17 protein-coding genes are annotated in these 17,400 nt (G+C 38.6%); 5 read left to right on the forward strand and 12 right to left on the reverse strand.

From position 1 onward, the window contains the following. Positions 1-14: 14 nt before the first annotated feature. The 4 genes from parC to parE are packed head-to-tail and all read right to left on the reverse strand — an operon-like array spanning position 15 to position 5,798. Complete coding sequence (gene parC / locus GHI93_RS02610) at positions 15-2,489, reverse strand: DNA topoisomerase IV subunit A (protein ID WP_153495329.1); 2,475 nt, start codon at positions 2,487-2,489, stop codon at positions 15-17. A gap of 35 nt (positions 2,490-2,524) precedes the next feature. Further along, the gene (locus GHI93_RS02615; protein WP_153495330.1) at positions 2,525-2,971 is read right to left on the reverse strand and encodes a GNAT family N-acetyltransferase; all 447 of its coding nucleotides are present in this window, start codon (positions 2,969-2,971) and stop codon (positions 2,525-2,527) included. Between the two features lie 3 nt (positions 2,972-2,974). Further along, complete coding sequence (locus tag GHI93_RS02620; RefSeq protein WP_153495332.1) at positions 2,975-3,811, reverse strand: 3'-5' exonuclease; 837 nt, start codon at positions 3,809-3,811, stop codon at positions 2,975-2,977. A gap of 52 nt (positions 3,812-3,863) precedes the next feature. Then, positions 3,864-5,798, reverse strand: a complete 1,935-nt coding sequence (gene parE / locus GHI93_RS02625) for a DNA topoisomerase IV subunit B (RefSeq protein ID WP_153495334.1) — start codon at positions 5,796-5,798, stop codon at positions 3,864-3,866. A gap of 312 nt (positions 5,799-6,110) precedes the next feature. On the opposite strand from parE, the gene plsY reads away from it, so the two are divergent. From plsY to nrdF, 5 genes are all read left to right on the forward strand, one after another. Next, positions 6,111-6,749: a glycerol-3-phosphate 1-O-acyltransferase PlsY gene (gene plsY, locus GHI93_RS02630; RefSeq protein WP_153495336.1), complete on the forward strand. Its 639-nt coding sequence runs from the start codon at positions 6,111-6,113 to the stop codon at positions 6,747-6,749. A 162-nt stretch (positions 6,750-6,911) separates the two neighbouring features. Beyond that, complete coding sequence (nrdH, locus tag GHI93_RS02635) at positions 6,912-7,130, forward strand: glutaredoxin-like protein NrdH (protein ID WP_153495338.1); 219 nt, start codon at positions 6,912-6,914, stop codon at positions 7,128-7,130. A 3-nt stretch (positions 7,131-7,133) separates the two neighbouring features. Beyond that, on the forward strand, positions 7,134-7,568 hold the full coding sequence (gene nrdI / locus GHI93_RS02640; protein WP_153495339.1) for a class Ib ribonucleoside-diphosphate reductase assembly flavoprotein NrdI: 435 nt from the start codon (positions 7,134-7,136) through the stop codon (positions 7,566-7,568). Positions 7,569-7,645: 77 nt separating this feature from the next. After that, positions 7,646-9,814, forward strand: coding sequence for a class 1b ribonucleoside-diphosphate reductase subunit alpha (nrdE, locus tag GHI93_RS02645; protein ID WP_153495341.1), 2,169 nt, complete (start codon positions 7,646-7,648; stop codon positions 9,812-9,814). Between the two features lie 171 nt (positions 9,815-9,985). Beyond that, on the forward strand, positions 9,986-10,963 hold the full coding sequence (gene nrdF, locus GHI93_RS02650) for a class 1b ribonucleoside-diphosphate reductase subunit beta (protein ID WP_153495343.1): 978 nt from the start codon (positions 9,986-9,988) through the stop codon (positions 10,961-10,963). 192 nt (positions 10,964-11,155) lie between these two features. Here the strand turns inward: nrdF and ftsX are convergent, their stop codons facing one another. The 8 genes from ftsX to trpB all read right to left on the reverse strand — a co-directional run bounded on the left by ftsX (position 11,156) and on the right by trpB (position 17,237). Then, entirely contained in the window at positions 11,156-12,088 is a 933-nt protein-coding gene (ftsX, locus tag GHI93_RS02655) for a permease-like cell division protein FtsX (protein WP_153495499.1), read from the reverse strand. Beyond that, the gene (gene ftsE, locus GHI93_RS02660) at positions 12,081-12,773 is read right to left on the reverse strand and encodes a cell division ATP-binding protein FtsE (RefSeq protein ID WP_153495345.1); all 693 of its coding nucleotides are present in this window, start codon (positions 12,771-12,773) and stop codon (positions 12,081-12,083) included. Before ftsE ends, ftsX begins: the two co-directional genes overlap by 8 nt. 226 nt (positions 12,774-12,999) lie before the next feature. Then, positions 13,000-14,100, reverse strand: coding sequence for a peptide chain release factor 2 (gene prfB / locus GHI93_RS02665; RefSeq protein WP_153495347.1), 1,101 nt, complete (start codon positions 14,098-14,100; stop codon positions 13,000-13,002). A gap of 70 nt (positions 14,101-14,170) precedes the next feature. Beyond that, positions 14,171-14,932 carry a tryptophan synthase subunit alpha gene (gene trpA / locus GHI93_RS02670; protein WP_153495349.1) on the reverse strand — a complete coding sequence of 254 codons (762 nt, stop codon included), beginning with the start codon at positions 14,930-14,932 and terminating at the stop codon, positions 14,171-14,173. 43 nt (positions 14,933-14,975) lie between these two features. Next, complete coding sequence (locus GHI93_RS02675) at positions 14,976-15,506, reverse strand: cysteine hydrolase family protein (RefSeq protein WP_153495351.1); 531 nt, start codon at positions 15,504-15,506, stop codon at positions 14,976-14,978. 17 nt (positions 15,507-15,523) lie between these two features. Further along, the gene (locus tag GHI93_RS02680; protein ID WP_153495353.1) at positions 15,524-15,790 is read right to left on the reverse strand and encodes a hypothetical protein; all 267 of its coding nucleotides are present in this window, start codon (positions 15,788-15,790) and stop codon (positions 15,524-15,526) included. Beyond that, the gene (locus GHI93_RS02685) at positions 15,787-15,984 is read right to left on the reverse strand and encodes a hypothetical protein (protein ID WP_153495355.1); all 198 of its coding nucleotides are present in this window, start codon (positions 15,982-15,984) and stop codon (positions 15,787-15,789) included. The genes GHI93_RS02680 and GHI93_RS02685 overlap by 4 nt, the downstream gene beginning before the upstream one ends. Beyond that, a complete protein-coding gene (gene trpB, locus GHI93_RS02690; protein WP_153495357.1) occupies positions 15,984-17,237 on the reverse strand; it encodes a tryptophan synthase subunit beta in 1,254 nt (417 codons plus the stop codon). The genes GHI93_RS02685 and trpB overlap by 1 nt, the downstream gene beginning before the upstream one ends. Positions 17,238-17,400: the final 163 nt, after the last annotated feature.

Genomic DNA, 17,400 nt, shown 5'->3' on the forward strand with positions numbered 1-17,400 from the left:
TTTGCTTGTCTTTTTTATTTGAGTTGGGAGGATTGGAGATTTCTGATATTTTCTGAGATGGGATGTCCATTACTTGTCCGCTCTGAAAGTGCAAGTGCCATTAAATCAATGTCAATTTCCTCATTCGAATCTGTCAGTACTGACAGAATTTGCTGTTCAGCGGTTTTGTCAGTACTGACAGGTTCTGTAAATAAGTTGACATCTTCTGTCAGCGCTGACAATTCTGTTTTTGATGGGTAAACAAGCCCTGAGGCAAAAACAGTGTGATTATTATTCTTTAAGGTCCGTAACACTTGAAGCCCACGATTTGCTCTTGTGGTGGTTGGGATGTCACTTGTGGCAACACGTTTGATAAATCCGCGTTGTGTCAGTAAATACCAACTGTCACTAGAAGTAAAGAAAGCATTCTGAATCACATCATCTCCTTTTAGGTTCATTGCTTTTACTCCAGCAGCTTTTGCACCTAAAACAGGGACATCATCCAAATTAAAACGCAGCGCATAGCCGTTTTCGCTGATTAAAAGAACATCGTTAAATTGAACAGGTTCAACCATAACAATCCGATCATCTTCGCCTTTTAGTTTTCCATACGCTGTTGATTTTGAGCGATACGTGCGCCAAGGGCTAAAACTTTCCAGTTCAACTTGCTTAATCTGTCCTTTTTTTGTCAGCACTAATAACTTCTCATCCTTAAACGCATCCACAACTTTGACAAAAATAATGGCTTCATTCGGTGAGAAATTGCTGATGGCTTGTGATAAATGCTCTCCCAAGTCTTTCCAGCGTAAGTCAGAAAGCTCGTGGACGGGACGATAAATCACATTTCCTAAATTCGTAAATAAAAGGATGTGCTGTGTCGTTTTGAGTGTTTCATAAAATAAAAGCTCGTCATCTTCACGTTTTCCAATTTCTTCAATATTGGAGGATGCAAAAGAGCGTGGGGAAGTTCGCTTAATGTAACCTGCTTTTGTCACTGAAACGACTGTTTCTTCTTCAGCAATCAACTCATGTGCTTCAATTTCAATCGTTTCGACATCTGCTTGAAGCTCTGTTTTTCTTGCTTTTCCAAATTTTTTCTTCACTTCACGTAATTCACGTTTCATCAGGTTAAACAAGGTTCTTTTGTCATTAATGACAGCATTTAATTCCAAAATCTGATCATTCAGTGCATCACGTTCTTCTTCTAAAGTCACGATATCGGTATTTGTAAGGCGATAAAGTTGCAAAGTCACAATCGCTTCGGCTTGTTCTTCTGTAAATCCAAAGCTGATTTTAATGTTTTCTTTTGCATCTGCTTTGTTTTCTGAAGCCCGAATCGCTGCAACAACTTCATCTAAAATGGACACCATCCGAATCAATCCAACAACTAAATGAAGTCGTTTTTCAGCTTTTCTTAAATCAAATTTTGAGCGTTTAACAATCACCTCTTCTCGATGCATGATATAAGCACTTAAAATCCGTAAAATTCCGACTTGCCGTGGTGTCATTTTATCAATCGCCACCATATTAAAATTATAATTGACTTGCAGATCTGTATTTTTATAGAGATAATTTAACACAAGCTGAGGATCAGCTTCTTTTTTTAATTCGATGGCAATGCGTAATCCTTCACGATCAGATTCGTCTCTGACTTCTGAAATTCCAGGAACTTTTGCATTGACACGAACATCATCAATTTTTTTAACGAGATTGGCTTTATTGATTTCGTAAGGAATTTCAGTGACAATGAGTTGCTCTCGTCCTCCTTTCATCGCTTCAGTCGTCACACGTGACCGCACAACAATCCGCCCTTTTCCTGTTTCATATGCTTTTTTGATTTCGTCTTTTCCTTGAACAACAGCACCTGTCGGAAAATCCGGACCAGGTAATAGTCCCATCACCTGCTCAAGCGTTGCATTTTCATGATCAATCATAAAAATCGTTGCATCAATGACCTCAGAGAGATTGTGTGGTGGAATATCCGTCGCATAACCTGCTGAGATTCCCGTTGAACCATTCACTAAAAGGTTGGGGAAACTTGCTGGCAATACGGTTGGTTCTTTTTCGGTATCATCAAAATTCCAAGACGTCGAAACGGTTTCCTTTTCGATATCTGAAAGCAAATATCCTGAAATCTCCGCCAATCTTGCTTCTGTATAACGCATCGCTGCTGGACTATCCCCATCCATTGATCCATTATTTCCATGCATTTCAATCAAAGGTTCGCCCATTTTCCAATCCTGACTCATTCGAATCATGGCTTCATAAATGGAAGAATCTCCATGCGGATGAAAATTCCCCATGACATTTCCGACAGATTTAGCAGATTTTCGATACGCTTTTTCAAACGTGTTGCCATCTTTATTCATGGAGTACAAAATTCGACGTTGAACAGGCTTTAACCCGTCTCGAATATCTGGAAGTGCACGTTCTTGAATGATATATTTACTGTATCGTCCAAAACGATCTCCCATAATGTCCTCAAGAGGTAATTTTTGTATCGTTGACATATTTCTCACTTCTTTCAATTTTTCTTAATGTTGATTTAAAATTCAAGCGACATCAAGAGGTGCTCAATTCCATCTTCTAAAAAAACATCAGAAATTGGATGGAATCCTATTTTTTCATAGAAACTTTTCGCATAGCACTGCGCTTCAATGGTTATTTTTTTCTCATTTTGAGCGTTCAAAATCAACAGTGCTTCTTGAAGCAGCATTCGCCCAAGTCCTTTTTTTCTTACCTTTTTTGAAGTGATGACGCGCCCAATACTGGCAGCATCCAAAAAAAAGTCTCCCCTTTTAAATAGCCGACAGGAAGCTAAAATTTCTCCCTTATCATCTTCTAGCCACAGCTGCTGTGCGATGCGGTCTTTTCCATCCAAATCTTGATAAAAACACGCTTGCTCAAGAACAAAAACTTCCTGTCTTAATCGAAGTAGCCGATAAAGTTCGTCCACACTTAATTCATTAAAATTTTTTAATTTAAATTTCATCGCTCATTTTTCTTTTGATTCTTCTTTTTGCATCTCAGAAATAAAATTCTTCTTTTGCATCTGTACCAAAAAATCTGAATGAATGTTTATTTTTTCTTGATTAAATAAAGTGATGCATAGGCTGTATCCAGAAGAATATATTTGAGTGATCGAAATTTGAGTGATTTCAAAACGCTCCCAAACTTTCTCTTTAGTTAAATGAAAGTACATCAACGTTTTTGTCATCGGAAGTCCCAATTTTCGTCGCAACCCATCATCAATTCCCTCATCTTGATAAGCTGTAAATAAACTCAGCTGTTCTGAGTAATTTTTGTCAGTACTGACCGCTTTTTTGGGATGTTCAATTTCTTGTAAGTGCTGATAAAGTAGCGCAGTTACCACACAATCGTTTATAGCATCATGACTGCGCACATCACACTCAAAATAATCTTTTAAATCTTCCAATTTATAAGATTTCGCCTTCATCCACTTTTTAGCCTGTGTGAGTGTATCATACACTTGAAAATGCTCTGCATTCTGGATGCGGCAATCAATCATTGCTTGATACAAAAAACTGACATCAAAAGGTGCGTTATGTGCAACAAGTAAAGAATTTTTGATAAACGTTAAAAATTCAGGTAAAACGTCAGTAATGACAGGCTGATCCAATAAACTTCTTTGGGAAATTCCTGTCAAATTTGAAATGGTTGTTGAAACATAAGAACGTGTCGGTTTTACTAATTGATTAAATCTAGCGATTTCCTGATGGTTTTCGTCAAATTTAATGGCACCAATTTGAATGATTTCATTTTTTTGAGCGGATAAACCTGTTGTTTCAAAATCAAAAACCACATAACTCATTGTTTTTTCTCTTTCTTCCTAAACTTTTTGTCAATGCATTCAATTTCTCCACTTAAAAGACATTTTCTTCTTCTAGGGTAAATTTGACATTATTTTCAATCCATTTTCTGCGCGGTTCAACCTTATCTCCCATCAATACTGCGACACGTTTTTCAGCTTGCGCAGCATCATCAATCGTCACTTGAATCAATGTTCGCGTGTCAGGATTCATTGTCGTTTCCCACAGCTGATCCGCATTCATTTCGCCTAATCCTTTGTAGCGCTGTAAATTAGCATTTCGTCCAAAATGCTTTCGCATTTCATCAAGTTCTGCATTGGTCCAAGCGTACTCAATTTTTTCTTTCTTTCCTTTTCCTTCATTCATTTTATAAAGTGGAGGAAGTGCGATATAGACGTGTCCTGCTTCAACTAAAGGTTTCATATAACGATAAAAGAACGTCAATAATAAAACTTGAATGTGTGATCCATCATCATCCGCATCGGTCATGATGATAATTTTGTCATAATTGCGATCTTCCAAAACAAAATCTGCGCCTACTCCCGCACCAATCGTGTAAATCATCGTATTTATTTCTTCATTTTTCAAAATGTCCTGCATTTTGGCTTTTTCAGTATTGATGACTTTCCCTCGCAATGGTAAAATCGCTTGAAACTTACGATCACGTCCTTGTTTGGCAGACCCCCCCGCAGAATCTCCTTCGACTAAGTACAGCTCATTTTTTGTTGGATTTTTCGTTTGTGCGGGTGTTAATTTTCCAGATAATAATCCTTTGTCTTTTTTAGATTTTTTTCCTGAGCGAGAATCATCGCGCGCTTTTCTTGCCGCTTCTCTAGCTTCACGCGCTTTAATTGCTTTTCGGATCAAATTTTGTGCCATGTCGCCATTTTCCATCAAATAAAATGTCAATCGTTCAGACACAATCGCATCAACCACAGGACGTGCTAAAGGTGAGCCTAATTTATCTTTTGTTTGTCCTTCAAATTGCAAATGTTCCTCAGGGACAAGTAAGGAAAGGACGGCTGTTAAACCTTCACGATAATCTGAACCCTCAAGATTCTTATCTTTTTCCTTTAAAAGACCACTTCTTCTGGCATAATCATTCATGGCTTTTGTCAAGGCAGATTTCAATCCTGCCTCATGCGTTCCTCCATCTTTGGTCCGAACATTATTCACAAAAGAAAGAATATTTTCTGAGTAGCCATCATTATACTGTAAAGCAACTTCGAGCTCAAATCCATCTTGTTGCCCTTCAAAATCAAGCACTGGCGTTAACGTATCTTTGTCCTCATTTAAGTAATGAACAAAATCTTTTACCCCATTTTCATAATGAAATGAAGCTTTTTCGTCAGAACGTTTGTCCTCTAGTGATAACGTCACATTTTTCAACAAAAAAGCCGATTCATTTAACCGCTCAAAAATCGTTTGATATTTAAAATCAACGGTCGAAAAAATGGTATCATCTGGCATAAACGTCACTTTTGTCCCCGTTTTGGATTTTGGTGCTTTCCCAATTTTTTTAAGCCCAGATGCTGGATGTCCTCCATTTTCAAAACGCTGAGCATAAACGATACCATCTCGTGTGACTTCGACAACAAGCCATTTTGATAAAGCATTCACAACTGAGGATCCAACACCGTGCAATCCTCCTGATGTCTTATATCCACCTTGACCAAATTTTCCACCCGCATGTAAAATCGTAAAAATAACTTCAATCGTTGGCTTTCCTGTCTTGTGCATCCCTACGGGCATTCCACGTCCTTCATCTTCGACCGTCAAGGAACCGTCTTTATTGATAGAAACTGAAATTTTTTCACCAAAACCAGACAATGCTTCATCAACAGCATTATCTACAATTTCCCAAACTAAATGGTGTAATCCAGTGCCATCTGTAGATCCAATATACATTCCTGGCCGTTTTCGCACCGCATCAAGTCCTTCTAAGACTTGAATTGCACTATCATCATAATTATTTATATCTACAACCATTAAGTTCTCCATCGCTTTATATTGACACATTCATGTGCCATTATCCCTTTATTATGTCACTTTTAATCCTTCAGCGCAAATCGCAGCACCGAAAATAAAGAGCAGTAATTCTGTTTATGATACATTTGCGTTTTTATTTCATTAAAAATAACACAAAAGTTTATCATCTTTACTATTTTAACCTCTTTAAAATCGTTTGTCAAAGTCTATCAAAAAAAATGCTATTTTTTGAGCATTTTGTGCTATAATAGACCATACTCAAATTCAAAAGATGAATCATTATTGATGAAGATTTAAAAGCAAGGACATTTCATGATTACCATAATCTTATTTATTATTTCTTATTTGCTAGGTGCCATTCCTGCTGGGCTTTGGATTGGCAAACTATTCTTCCATAAGAATTTGCATGAGTTTGGTTCTGGCAATACCGGAACCACCAATACATTTCGCACACTGGGTGTGAAAGCCGGAATTGTGGTTTTTCTTTTTGATTTACTTAAAGGAACACTTGCCGTTTTACTGCCCACCTTTTTCCATCTTCACAGCCTTCCTGTCTTGATTTTTGGACTTCTTGCTGTGCTTGGACACACGTTTTCGATTTTCGATCATTTTCATGGAGGAAAAGCGGTCGCGACTTCTGCGGGTGTTTTATTGGGATATCGTCCACTTTTCTTACTTCTTTTACTTTTCATTTTCATTCTTGTCCTTTATTTGTTTAGTATGATTAGTTTATCAAGCATTGTGGCAGCGGTGGTCGCATTTATTGGTGCTGCTGTTTTTCCAGCCTTTCACTTTACGATGACACATTATGATCCTATTTTTACAATCATCGTTATGATTTTAGCTGGAATTATTCTTTTTAGGCATCATTCCAACATCAAACGGATCAAAAATCGTAATGAAAGTGTTGTTCCATGGGGATTAAACCTCACTCATCAACACAAGATATAGTGTGTGAAATAAAGCACAGTGCATTTTAAATACAATATCTAGTAATAAAACCTTGACTTAGGTTTTTTTTTATAATAAAATGAGAGTACGATTTAATTTATCCTTTCGCAAATTAAAAATTTTGACGAAGCGATAAAAAAACTTTAAAAAATGGAGGAAATTATGGTTACGGTCTATTCAAAAAACAATTGCATGCAATGCAAAATGGTGAAAAAATGGTTGAGTGAACATGAAATTGCCTTTGATGAAATCAATATTGATGAAAAGCCTGAGTTTATTCAAACCGTTTTAGATTTGGGCTTTCGTGCTGCTCCAGTCGTTAAAAAAGGGGAGCTTTCTTTTTCAGGATTTCGCCCTTCTGAATTAGCAAAATTGGTTTAATTCATGAAAATTGTCTATTTTAGCTTGACAGGGCAAACCAGACGTTTTGTCAACAAACTTCAAAATGTAGAAGCTGTTGAAATTACTGCTGATGCGCCTGATGTCGAACTCACAGAACCTTTTCTTCTCATCACACCAAGTTATGCTGAAGAAACACCAACCGTCAGCCACAGTCAAGATGTTGTCGATCCAGTTTTTGAGTTTATGGATTGGGGATTAAATGCTGCGTTTTGTAGAGGAATTATTGGAACAGGAAATAAAAATTTTGCAGGGATCTATATTTTTACTGCAAAAGAACTTTCAGCCAAACATCAAATCCCTATCCTTTATGATTTTGAGTTTAACGGCACTCCTAGTGATGTCGCTTATGTTGAAAAACTCATCCAACGTCTTGATGCTGGCGCAAAAATTAAAACTTCAAATAATCAATTGAAGTAAGGAGCGATAACGACGCATTGTTTTTTATTGCTCCTGTCTTATTTTACAAAGAAATTCACAGATATAGAAAGGCAGATATGTCTCTCAAAGAACTTAATCATATTACCTATTTTGAGCTAAATAATGAAATTAATATCCCTGTCAATGGTGCGATTCCACTTGCTAGAGATCGTGATGCCATCAGCGCTTTTTTTGAAGAAAATGTCAAACCAAATCGTTTTCGTGCGGAAACCTATCAACAAAAAATCGAGTGGCTGATTGAACAGACTTATCTTGAGGAAGCGTTTATCCGTAAATACGATCCTCTTTTTGTGACAGGATTAAGAAAAGAGTTGGAAGCGTTCCAATTTCATTTTGATTCTTTTATGGCGGCTTATAAATTTTACACGCAATATGCGATGAAAAATAACGATGGTACGCTTTATTTAGAGGATTTTGAAGATCGTGTGTTGATGAACGCACTTTACATGGCGGATGGTAGTGAAACGCTCGCGCGTGATTTAGCTTTTTCTATGATCAATCGACGCTATCAACCCGCAACACCTACGTTTTTAAATGCGGGACGGAAACGACGTGGAGAATTTGTTTCTTGCTTTTTGCTTCAAATCTCTGATGATATGAACTCAATTGGACGAACCATTAACTCTGCACTGCAACTTTCAAAAAATGGTGGCGGTGTGGGGTTAAACTTATCAAATTTGCGTGGTGCAGGTGCTCCAATCAAAGGATATGACGGCGTCGCTGCTGGCGTAGTACCGGTCATGAAATTATTTGAGGATGCGTTTTCTTATGCGAATCAGCTTGGACAACGTCAAGGGGCTGGTGTGGTTTATCTTTCAATTTTTCATCCCGACATTTTGGAATTTCTTTCCACTAAAAAAGAAAATGCGGATGAGAAAATTCGAGTCAAAACGCTTTCTCTTGGTGTCACCATTCCTGATAAGTTTTATGAGTTGGTCAAAAAAGGTGAAGTCATGTACACGTTTGAGCCTTATACTGTTGAGCGCGTGTATGGTAAACCATTTGTGGAAGTGGATCTTTCAGCGCAATACGATGCGATGGTCGCTAATCCGCAAATTCGCAAGAAAAAATTGGATGCACGAATGGTTGAGCAAGAAATTTCAAAATTACAGCAAGAATCAGGTTATCCTTATGTTGTGAATGTTGATACTGCAAATCGTGCCAATCCTGTTGATGGCATCATTTCAATGTCAAATCTTTGTTCTGAAATTTTACAAGTTCAAACGGCTTCTGAATTAAATGATGATCAAACTTACAAAACTGTCGGAACAGATGTGGCTTGTAATCTTGGCTCAACAAATATTATGAACATGATGACATCAAAAGCATCCTTTGGACCAGCTATTGAATCAATGGTGCGTGCATTAACTTTTATTTCTGAAACGACGAATTTGGACACTGTTCCAACTGTTCGAAAAGGAAATGGAGAAATGCATGCAATTGGGCTTGGTGCAATGGGATTGCATAGTTTCTTAGCCAACCATCACATTCATTATGATTCTAAAGCGGCGGTGGAATTCACGAGTGTTTATTTCATGTTATTGAATTATTATACTTTAGTTGCTTCAAATAAATTGGCGCTTGAAAAAGGGGCGAGTTTTGCAGGATTTGAAAAATCTGCTTATGCGGATGGTTCTTATTTTGATAAATATTTGACACATGATTTTTTTGCAGCAACTTCAACTCAAGTTCAAGCGTTGTTTGCCGATATAAAAGTGCCGACTTTAGACGATTGGGCTGCATTAAAAGCGTCAGTAATGACAGGTGGGGTTTATAACTCTTACCGTATGGCTGTCGCTCCAAATGGTTCTATTTCATACATCAATGATTGCTCTTCTTCAATTCATCCTATTGTTAATCGGATTGAAGAACGTCAAGAAAAGAAAGTTGGAAAAATCTATTATCCAGCAGCTGGTCTTGCAACAGATACCATTCCATATTACAAATCCGCTTATGATACGGATATGCGTGCTGTGATTGATGTTTATGCTGCAGCGACCGAACACGTTGATCAAGGCTTATCACTCACATTATTTATGCGTTCAACTTTGCCTGAGGGGCTGTATGAGTGGAAGGTTTCGAGCAACAAAATGACAACACGTGATCTGTCCATTTTGCGAAATTATGCTTATAAAAAAGGCATCAAAACGATTTATTATATCCGCACATTCACAGATGACGAGGATGAAGTCGGTGCTAATCAATGTGAAAGCTGTGTCATTTAAACGCTTTTATTTCTGTCAGTACTGACAGAATATTCCAGCTCAATAATAAAAAAATGGAGTAGCATTGTCCATTTTTTTCGAGATTTTTTGTTTTTTGTCAGTACTGACAAAAACGAAGAATGAGCAGCGCAATGAACACTCCTCATTTTAATCACTCAAAAAGGAAAAAAGATGAATTACGATACAAAACGTGACGCAACAAATTATGCTGCGATCAACTGGAACTCAATTGAAGATTCCATTGACAAATACACTTGGGAAAAACTGACCAGTCAGTTTTGGCTGGACACGCGTGTGCCTGTCTCAAATGACCTGGACGACTGGCGTGGAAAATTAAACGACCTCGAACGGCACACTTACAGTAAAGTTTTTGCTGGATTGACACTCCTTGACACATTGCAATCGCAAGATGGAAATGTGGCCATGCTTGATGATGCACGAACAATGCAAGAACGCGCATGTTTCAATAATATCATTTTCATGGAATCTGTCCACGCAAAATCCTATTCAACGGTCTTTTCAACATTACTTTCAACTTCAGAAATCGATGATTTGTTTGAGTGGGTTGATCACAATGAGTACATGCAAAAAAAAGCACGCATCATCAATCATTATTATCAAGAAGGTACGCCGCTTCAAAAGAAAGTTGCTTCTGTCTTTTTGGAAAGTTTTCTGTTTTATTCAGGATTTTACACTCCTCTTTGGTATCTTGGAAATAACAAGATGATCAATGCTGCTGAAATCATTAAATTGATTTTGCGTGATGAAAGTGTTCACGGCACTTACATTGGATATAAATTTCAACTTGGATTTAATGAACTTTCAGAAGAAAAGCAAGAAGAATTCCGCAATTGGATGTATGATCTCTTATACGAACTTTATGAAAACGAAGAAAAATATGCAGAATTATTGTATGATGAGATTGGATGGACCGAAGAAGTCAAAACTTTCTTGCGCTATAACGCGAATAAAGCATTGATGAATCTCGGTCAAGATCCACTATTTCCAGACACAGCAGCGGATGTCAATCCTGTTGTCATGAACGGCATCTCTACTTCTTCATCTAATCATGATTTTTTCAGTCAAGTTGGAAATTCATATCTGCTTGGAGAAGTCGAATCCATGAGTGACGATGATTATGACATCTAAAATTTTCTGTCAGTACTGACAGAAATCAAAAACGCCATTGGATCATAACAATGACGTTTTTTAGTGCTTTCAAGAATGAAAATTACTGATAATAGACAACAACTGCTTAAGCATAAAGTAAAAAAGTCAGCAACAACGCTTTTGACAAAAAAACAACAGGAATCACTGATTCGCGTTGTTTTTATTTTTCTTTTATATTTTAAGAAAGCGACGCATCGAGAGCAAAGCTCCAAATGAACCAATCAAAACACCAATGACAACCATGATTCCAACAATCATCGGAATGAATTCACTTGGTGTGTACATGGTCAATTGTTGAGTGTGCAATGTTGGGGCGAAACTAATGAAGGCCACGCGATAAACCCAAGCCATGAGAACACTAGGAACGATAGATCCCAATAAGCCAACCCATGCACCTTCAAGGAAGAATGGCCAACGAATATAACCATTTTTGGCTCCAACCAAGCGCATGATTTGAATTTCTCTTTGACGCGACATAATGGTGATCCGAATCGTATTTTGAATCAAAAAGATCGCAACGAGCAACAGTAAAATTGCACCGCCTAATCCCCAAAGCCGAATGGCTTTCGCAAACGCAAAAATTTGTTTCGTGTTTGACCCACCATAATTGACTTTGTTAATTCCTGAAATCTGCCCGACATTTTTTGCGACAGATTGAACTTTTCCAGGTGTTGACGCTTCAATAATGTAAGCATCATAAAGTGGATTAGCATCCCCTTTGAAAAGTTTGTAAGTTGGGATTGTTTCAGTCAACTGTTTGAGTTGCTCTTCCCGACTTGAAAATTTGATTGTCTTAATATCAGCTACTTTTGATATTTGATCATAAATTTTCTTATAGTTGGGATTCTCAATTTGTTTTGCATTATCTTTAGGATCAACGATTTTTTGACTTTGATCGTGAATATCGAGATTTGTAAAAGCAACGATACGAACATTATTTTCAATCCCTGACGCAAGTTTTGAAACATTCATGATAACGGATAAAAATGCGCCGACTAAGACTAATGTAATCATGACAGAAGAAACTGCAGCAACGGTCATCCAACCGTTTCGCTTCATATTCTTAAGTGATTCACCGATATGTCGAAAGAAATTTCTAATCATCATAGCCATAATCTCCTTCCTCTTGGTCACGCACAATTCGTCCGTTTTCAATTGCAATGACACGGTGTTTCAATGTGTTTACGATTTGGCTATTGTGAGTGGCCATCAAGATGGTCGTCCCAGAAAGATTAATTTTTTCAAGTAGATTCATGATTTCCCAAGAATTCTCAGGATCCAAATTTCCTGTTGGCTCATCGGCAATCAATACTTTTGGTGAATTGGCAATGGATCTTGCGATTGCAACACGCTGTTGCTCTCCACCAGAAAGTTCATTCGGAAATGATCGAATTTTGTGTTTCAACCCAACCAAATCAAGCACTTCATTCACGCGCTTTTTAATTTCGCGCGGATTCTTTCCAATAACTTCCATCGCATAAGCGATATTTTCAAACACTGTTTTTTTTGGAAGGAGTTTATAATCTTGGAAAACAACACCGACAGCGCGACGCAACATCGGGACATCACGGTGTCTCAATTTTTCTAAATCATATTGTGCAACGTGACCAGAACCCGTATCTACTTTGAGTTCACGGTAAAGCAACTTGATAAAAGTCGACTTTCCTGCTCCAGATGGACCAACAATATAAGTAAATTCTCCAGGTTCGATTTCTAGGGAAATATTACGCAGTGCTGTAGTTCCATTGGAATATTTTTTCGTCACATTGCTTAGTTTTATAATACTCATGCGTACCTTTCTTAGCAATAAGATTTACTTCATTTAAAAACATAAAGTAAAAATATTTGATGGATAAATTCTTTTCGAATTTATGCGATGATTCTCCGTACTTCAGAGCATACGGACTCTTTCATTATACCAAAAAAATAGAGCAAAAATAAAACGTTTTGTTTCTTAGATTGCAAATAATTAACAAAACAGTTAAAGCATCATTTCTTTGTGAATTTGCATCTGATTACAATGTTTTCCAACGAAGATAGGCATTGATAAAACCATCCAGGTCACCATCCATGACGTGATCAATCTGACCTGTTTCATAGCCCGTTCGTGTATCTTTTACAAGCTGATAAGGCATGAAAACATAAGAACGAATTTGACTTCCCCATGAGATTTCAGATTGATCTCCTCTGAGTGCGTCCACTTCTTCTTGTTTTTTGTCCATTTCAAGTTGAATCAATTTTGAACGGAGCATATTCATTGCGATTTCATCATTCCCATATTGGGTCCGGTCAATCGTTGATTGTACAACGATTCCAGTAGGAAGGTGAGTGTAACGTACGCCTGTTGTGACTTTGTTGACATTTTGCCCACCAGCACCACCAGCGTGAAAAACATCGCGTTTCAAATCTGATTTACTGATATTCACTTCGATGGATTTATCAAGTTCAGGCATGACATCAACTGACGTAAAAGATGTATGTCTGCGATTGGCAGAATCAAACGGTGAAATGCGCACCAAGCGATGCACCCCTTTTTCTCCGCGTAAAAAACCATAAGCATTGTGTCCACTAAAGCGAATCGTGACAGATTTTAGACCTGCGACATCTCCATCTTGATAATCGAGAATTTCCACTTTGTAACCGTGTGCTTCTCCCCACCGTGTGTACATCCGCATGAGCATGCTTCCCCAGTCTTGCGCTTCTGTCCCACCAGATCCTGGGTGAATCTCAACGATCGCATTCATGTGATCATAAGGTTGATTCAATAAAATTTCAAGTTCGTAAGATTCAATCACATGTGCCAGTGTGGTGATGATTTCTTCAAGTTCTTCTTGCATCTCCTCATCTGGTTCTTCTTGAAGCATTTCTAACATTGCCTCAGCTTCCTCATACAGGTTAGCCATGTGCATAAAATTGTCATATTTTGCCTTTAAAACATTGGATTCATCAATCACTTTTTGAGCAGCTGTTGAATCATTCCAAAAATTTGGATCGGACATGTCATGATCATAAAGGGCAATTTCTTCTTCAAGACGGTCTAGGTCAAGTGCATTTCGGAAATCCTCAACTTTTTGATGATGAGCTTCCAATTTATTTCTAATTTCAGATAGTTCCATAGGCTCTATTTTATCATATTTTGTCTCAAAAAAACAGTTTTCAAAAGCAAACGTACAGGCCAGATTCTCTTTACTTCGTGCTGGATTGGATGAATTCAACCACTGCTGCATCTTTTTTCTCGTACAGATCACGGACGATTTTAGATCCAACAATCACCCCTGATGCGACTTTATTAAATCGCGTGACGTCTGATGGATGCGAAACACCAAATCCAACACAAACAGGGACTTCTGTCAGTGCTGACAGCTGACGTAAATGCTCATCAAGCGTTTCAGAATAATCTTGTTCGTTTCCAGTAACACCATTGATTGCCACAGCATAAACAAATCCTTCTGCGTTTTTGACAAGCATTTTTTGTCGCTCAATTCCCGTCGTCAAGCTAACCAATTGGATCAGACAAATGTCTTGTGCTTTTGTCAAATGATCTGTGATAAAATATTGTGCCTCCAAAGGGACATCTGGAACAATCAAACCTTTGACTGCAGTTTCTGTCAGTACTGACAGAAATTTTTCAACGCCATATTGATAAACAGGATTCATATATGTCATGATTATTAAAGGGACGGGACTTTTGATTGTTTTGAGTGTGTTGAGTAGTGCTGTCAGCGTTACGTTTTTTGCCAATGCGCGCAATCCTGCTTGCTCAATAACAGGTCCGTCAGCAACAGGATCAGAAAAAGGAACCCCAATTTCAATCGCTGATGCCCCAGCATTTGCCAAGAGTTCAATCGTCTCAGCTAGTCCATCTAATCCCTTTACGTGATCTCCGGCCATGATATAAGGGATGAAAATCTTTTTTTGTTTTTTCAAATGTTTTTCTAATGTTTTCATTAGGTTCTCCTTTTTAAATGAAATATGTCTCACACGCACACGTTCAATCGGCGCTATCGCTTCTCTGAGCGAGTACTTCTTTTGTTGATTTGATTTTTCCGATTTTAGGAAATTCTTCTTGAATGATTTTTTCATAAGCTGAAGCATTTTTATCTGCTGTCGCATCACAAATGAGCACAACTTCAAATCCCAGTGCTGCCGCATCTTTAGCCGATTTAAACACCCCATTACTTGTTGAAATCCCTGAAAAATAAAGGCGTGTGATTCCTTGTGCTTTCAAGTGCGCAGCCAACTGAAAATCAGACTTTGTCATTACTGACGGACCAAATTTGACCACTTCCAAAGTCCCCTTAATCTCTGAAATGAGCTGACGTCCAAACGCTTTTGACCATCTTTTGGGTAAAAATTTAGGCTGTACGCTCGTTTGATAAACTGGACGTGCTTCTGATAAAAATGCGGACATCAACAAGCGATTATTTTTTTCTATCTCATCCCATGCGTGCGGATAGGGATTTTTCACAATTTTTTGAATGGCAGCATTTAAATCCCCAACAATTAATGCTGAATGGTTCATTTTTTACCTCTGTTCATTTATTTCAAATCATATCTTTTTAAATACCAAGCAACAAAAATAAACGCTGCAATCACGCAAATAAACAGCCAGATCATCGCCAAAACAATTGGCAATGTCAGCGTTGAACTGTGAACACGAAAACCATTTGATGCAAGAAATACCGCAATCAAAATTGGTGCCACTGCCACCACCAAATAGCACACCACAGCAAGCACACCACAGCGCGTTTGTGGCGTCACGCCCCAACCATACTCACGCGACCGAAACATCTGTTTTTTCTTCATTTTGAATTTCTCTTTTTCTGGTAAAAATGAACGCACGAAGCGCCAATAAAAACAATACTAGCAATTCCAAAAAGCCCCGTCGTCCCAATATGCACATGACCCGTCCCTACAATGCTGAGCAAAAAAGCAAATAAGAAACATACTCCAATCATCAACTCCGCCAAGGGAGACATTTTATTTTGTGATTTTTTCATTATTCACCTTTCAAGCCATCAATCCGGTCTTGATTTTTCAAATAATGCTCCAAACTTGTTTCGCCTGTCTCCAGACGTTCCTTAATCTGATTGACATCTTTGTCGCCACGACCTGATAGGCAGACAATCATGTTCTTGTCTTTGCCCAGTTCTTTGGCGAGTTTGACGGCGTAGCTGATGGCGTGCGAGCTTTCAAGGGCTGGAATAATGCCTTCAAGTTTACTTAAAAGCACGAAAGCATCAACAGCTTCATCATCGGTAATATCAACGTATTTTGCGCGTCCGATACTGTTGAAATAGCTATGTTCAGGGCCAATTCCAGGATAATCAAGTCCTGCAGAAATACTGAAAGCTTCTAAAATCTGGCCATTTTCATCCTGCAAAACGTCCATCAACTGTCCGTGAAGAATGCCGGGACGACCGCTGGTAATCGTGGCTGCATTATAGGGGCTATCAACACCTAAGCCAGCGGCTTCTACTCCGTACATCGCGACATTTTCGTCATTGACAAAAGGATAGAAAAGTCCCATCGAGTTTGAACCGCCACCGACACAAGCAACGATTGCATCTGGCAATTTTCCTTCTTTTTCGAGAAATTGCGCGCGCGCTTCTTTTCCGATAACGGACTGATAATCGCGGACAATCTCAGGATAAGGATGAGGACCGAGAACACTTCCCATAACGTAGTGGGTGTCTTCAACATTCGCCACCCACGCACGCAATGCCGCATTGACTGCGTCTTTCAGGACACGTGAGCCGTCTGTCACACTGTGCACTTTCGCGCCTAGCAATTCCATCCGAAAAACATTGAGTGCTTGACGTTTCACGTCTTCTTCACCCATGTAAATCGTACATTCCATGCCGTAAAGTGCTGCTGCTGTTGCTGTTGCGACCCCGTGCTGTCCTGCACCTGTTTCTGCGATGACTTTATTTTTTCCCATTTTTTTGGCAAGTAACACTTGACCTAGCGCATTGTTGATTTTGTGCGCGCCAGTATGGTTGAGGTCTTCACGTTTTAGATAAATCTTTGCACCACCTGCGTAGTCAGTCAGGCGCTTCGCGAAATAGAGCGGATTTTCACGTCCAACGTAATCTTTCAAAAGATAATCAAGCTCTTTTTGAAATTCTGGGTCTTTTTTGCTTTCTTCGTAGGCCACTTCAAGTTCTTTGACTGCTGTCATCAGAGTTTCTGGGACAAATTGTCCACCAAAATCGCCGTAAAATCCCTTTTCGTCGGGTTGGTTGTATGTCATGTGTTCTCCTTTTTATTTAGGGTACCTCTAAAAACTGCTTTTTGGCGCCTTCGAGCTGATTTTTCCAAGGCCAAGGAAAGCCGACGAAGGCAGGTTCTACCCTGTCTAAAAGACTTGACGATGGATTTGGGGAAATCAGCCGAAGCGACGAAATCTGAGTTTT

It is taken from the genome of Lactococcus hircilactis (assembly GCF_009601015.1).
GTDB lineage: Bacteria > Bacillota > Bacilli > Lactobacillales > Streptococcaceae > Lactococcus > Lactococcus hircilactis.

Excerpts from the sequence above, each read along its gene's own strand:
- parC (WP_153495329.1), bottom strand. The coding sequence starts at position 2,489 with ATGTCAACGATACAAAAATTACCTCTTGAGGACATTATGGGAGATCGT.
- GHI93_RS02615 (WP_153495330.1), bottom strand. The coding sequence starts at position 2,971 with ATGAAATTTAAATTAAAAAATTTTAATGAATTAAGTGTGGACGAACTT.
- GHI93_RS02620 (WP_153495332.1), bottom strand. The coding sequence starts at position 3,811 with ATGAGTTATGTGGTTTTTGATTTTGAAACAACAGGTTTATCCGCTCAA.
- parE (WP_153495334.1), bottom strand. The coding sequence starts at position 5,798 with ATGGTTGTAGATATAAATAATTATGATGATAGTGCAATTCAAGTCTTA.
- plsY (WP_153495336.1), top strand. The coding sequence starts at position 6,111 with ATGATTACCATAATCTTATTTATTATTTCTTATTTGCTAGGTGCCATT.
- nrdH (WP_153495338.1), top strand. The coding sequence starts at position 6,912 with ATGGTTACGGTCTATTCAAAAAACAATTGCATGCAATGCAAAATGGTG.
- nrdI (WP_153495339.1), top strand. The coding sequence starts at position 7,134 with ATGAAAATTGTCTATTTTAGCTTGACAGGGCAAACCAGACGTTTTGTC.
- nrdE (WP_153495341.1), top strand. The coding sequence starts at position 7,646 with ATGTCTCTCAAAGAACTTAATCATATTACCTATTTTGAGCTAAATAAT.
- nrdF (WP_153495343.1), top strand. The coding sequence starts at position 9,986 with ATGAATTACGATACAAAACGTGACGCAACAAATTATGCTGCGATCAAC.
- ftsX (WP_153495499.1), bottom strand. The coding sequence starts at position 12,088 with ATGATTAGAAATTTCTTTCGACATATCGGTGAATCACTTAAGAATATG.
- ftsE (WP_153495345.1), bottom strand. The coding sequence starts at position 12,773 with ATGAGTATTATAAAACTAAGCAATGTGACGAAAAAATATTCCAATGGA.
- prfB (WP_153495347.1), bottom strand. The coding sequence starts at position 14,100 with ATGGAACTATCTGAAATTAGAAATAAATTGGAAGCTCATCATCAAAAA.
- trpA (WP_153495349.1), bottom strand. The coding sequence starts at position 14,932 with ATGAAAACATTAGAAAAACATTTGAAAAAACAAAAAAAGATTTTCATC.
- GHI93_RS02675 (WP_153495351.1), bottom strand. The coding sequence starts at position 15,506 with ATGAACCATTCAGCATTAATTGTTGGGGATTTAAATGCTGCCATTCAA.
- GHI93_RS02680 (WP_153495353.1), bottom strand. The coding sequence starts at position 15,790 with ATGAAGAAAAAACAGATGTTTCGGTCGCGTGAGTATGGTTGGGGCGTG.
- GHI93_RS02685 (WP_153495355.1), bottom strand. The coding sequence starts at position 15,984 with ATGAAAAAATCACAAAATAAAATGTCTCCCTTGGCGGAGTTGATGATT.
- trpB (WP_153495357.1), bottom strand. The coding sequence starts at position 17,237 with ATGACATACAACCAACCCGACGAAAAGGGATTTTACGGCGATTTTGGT.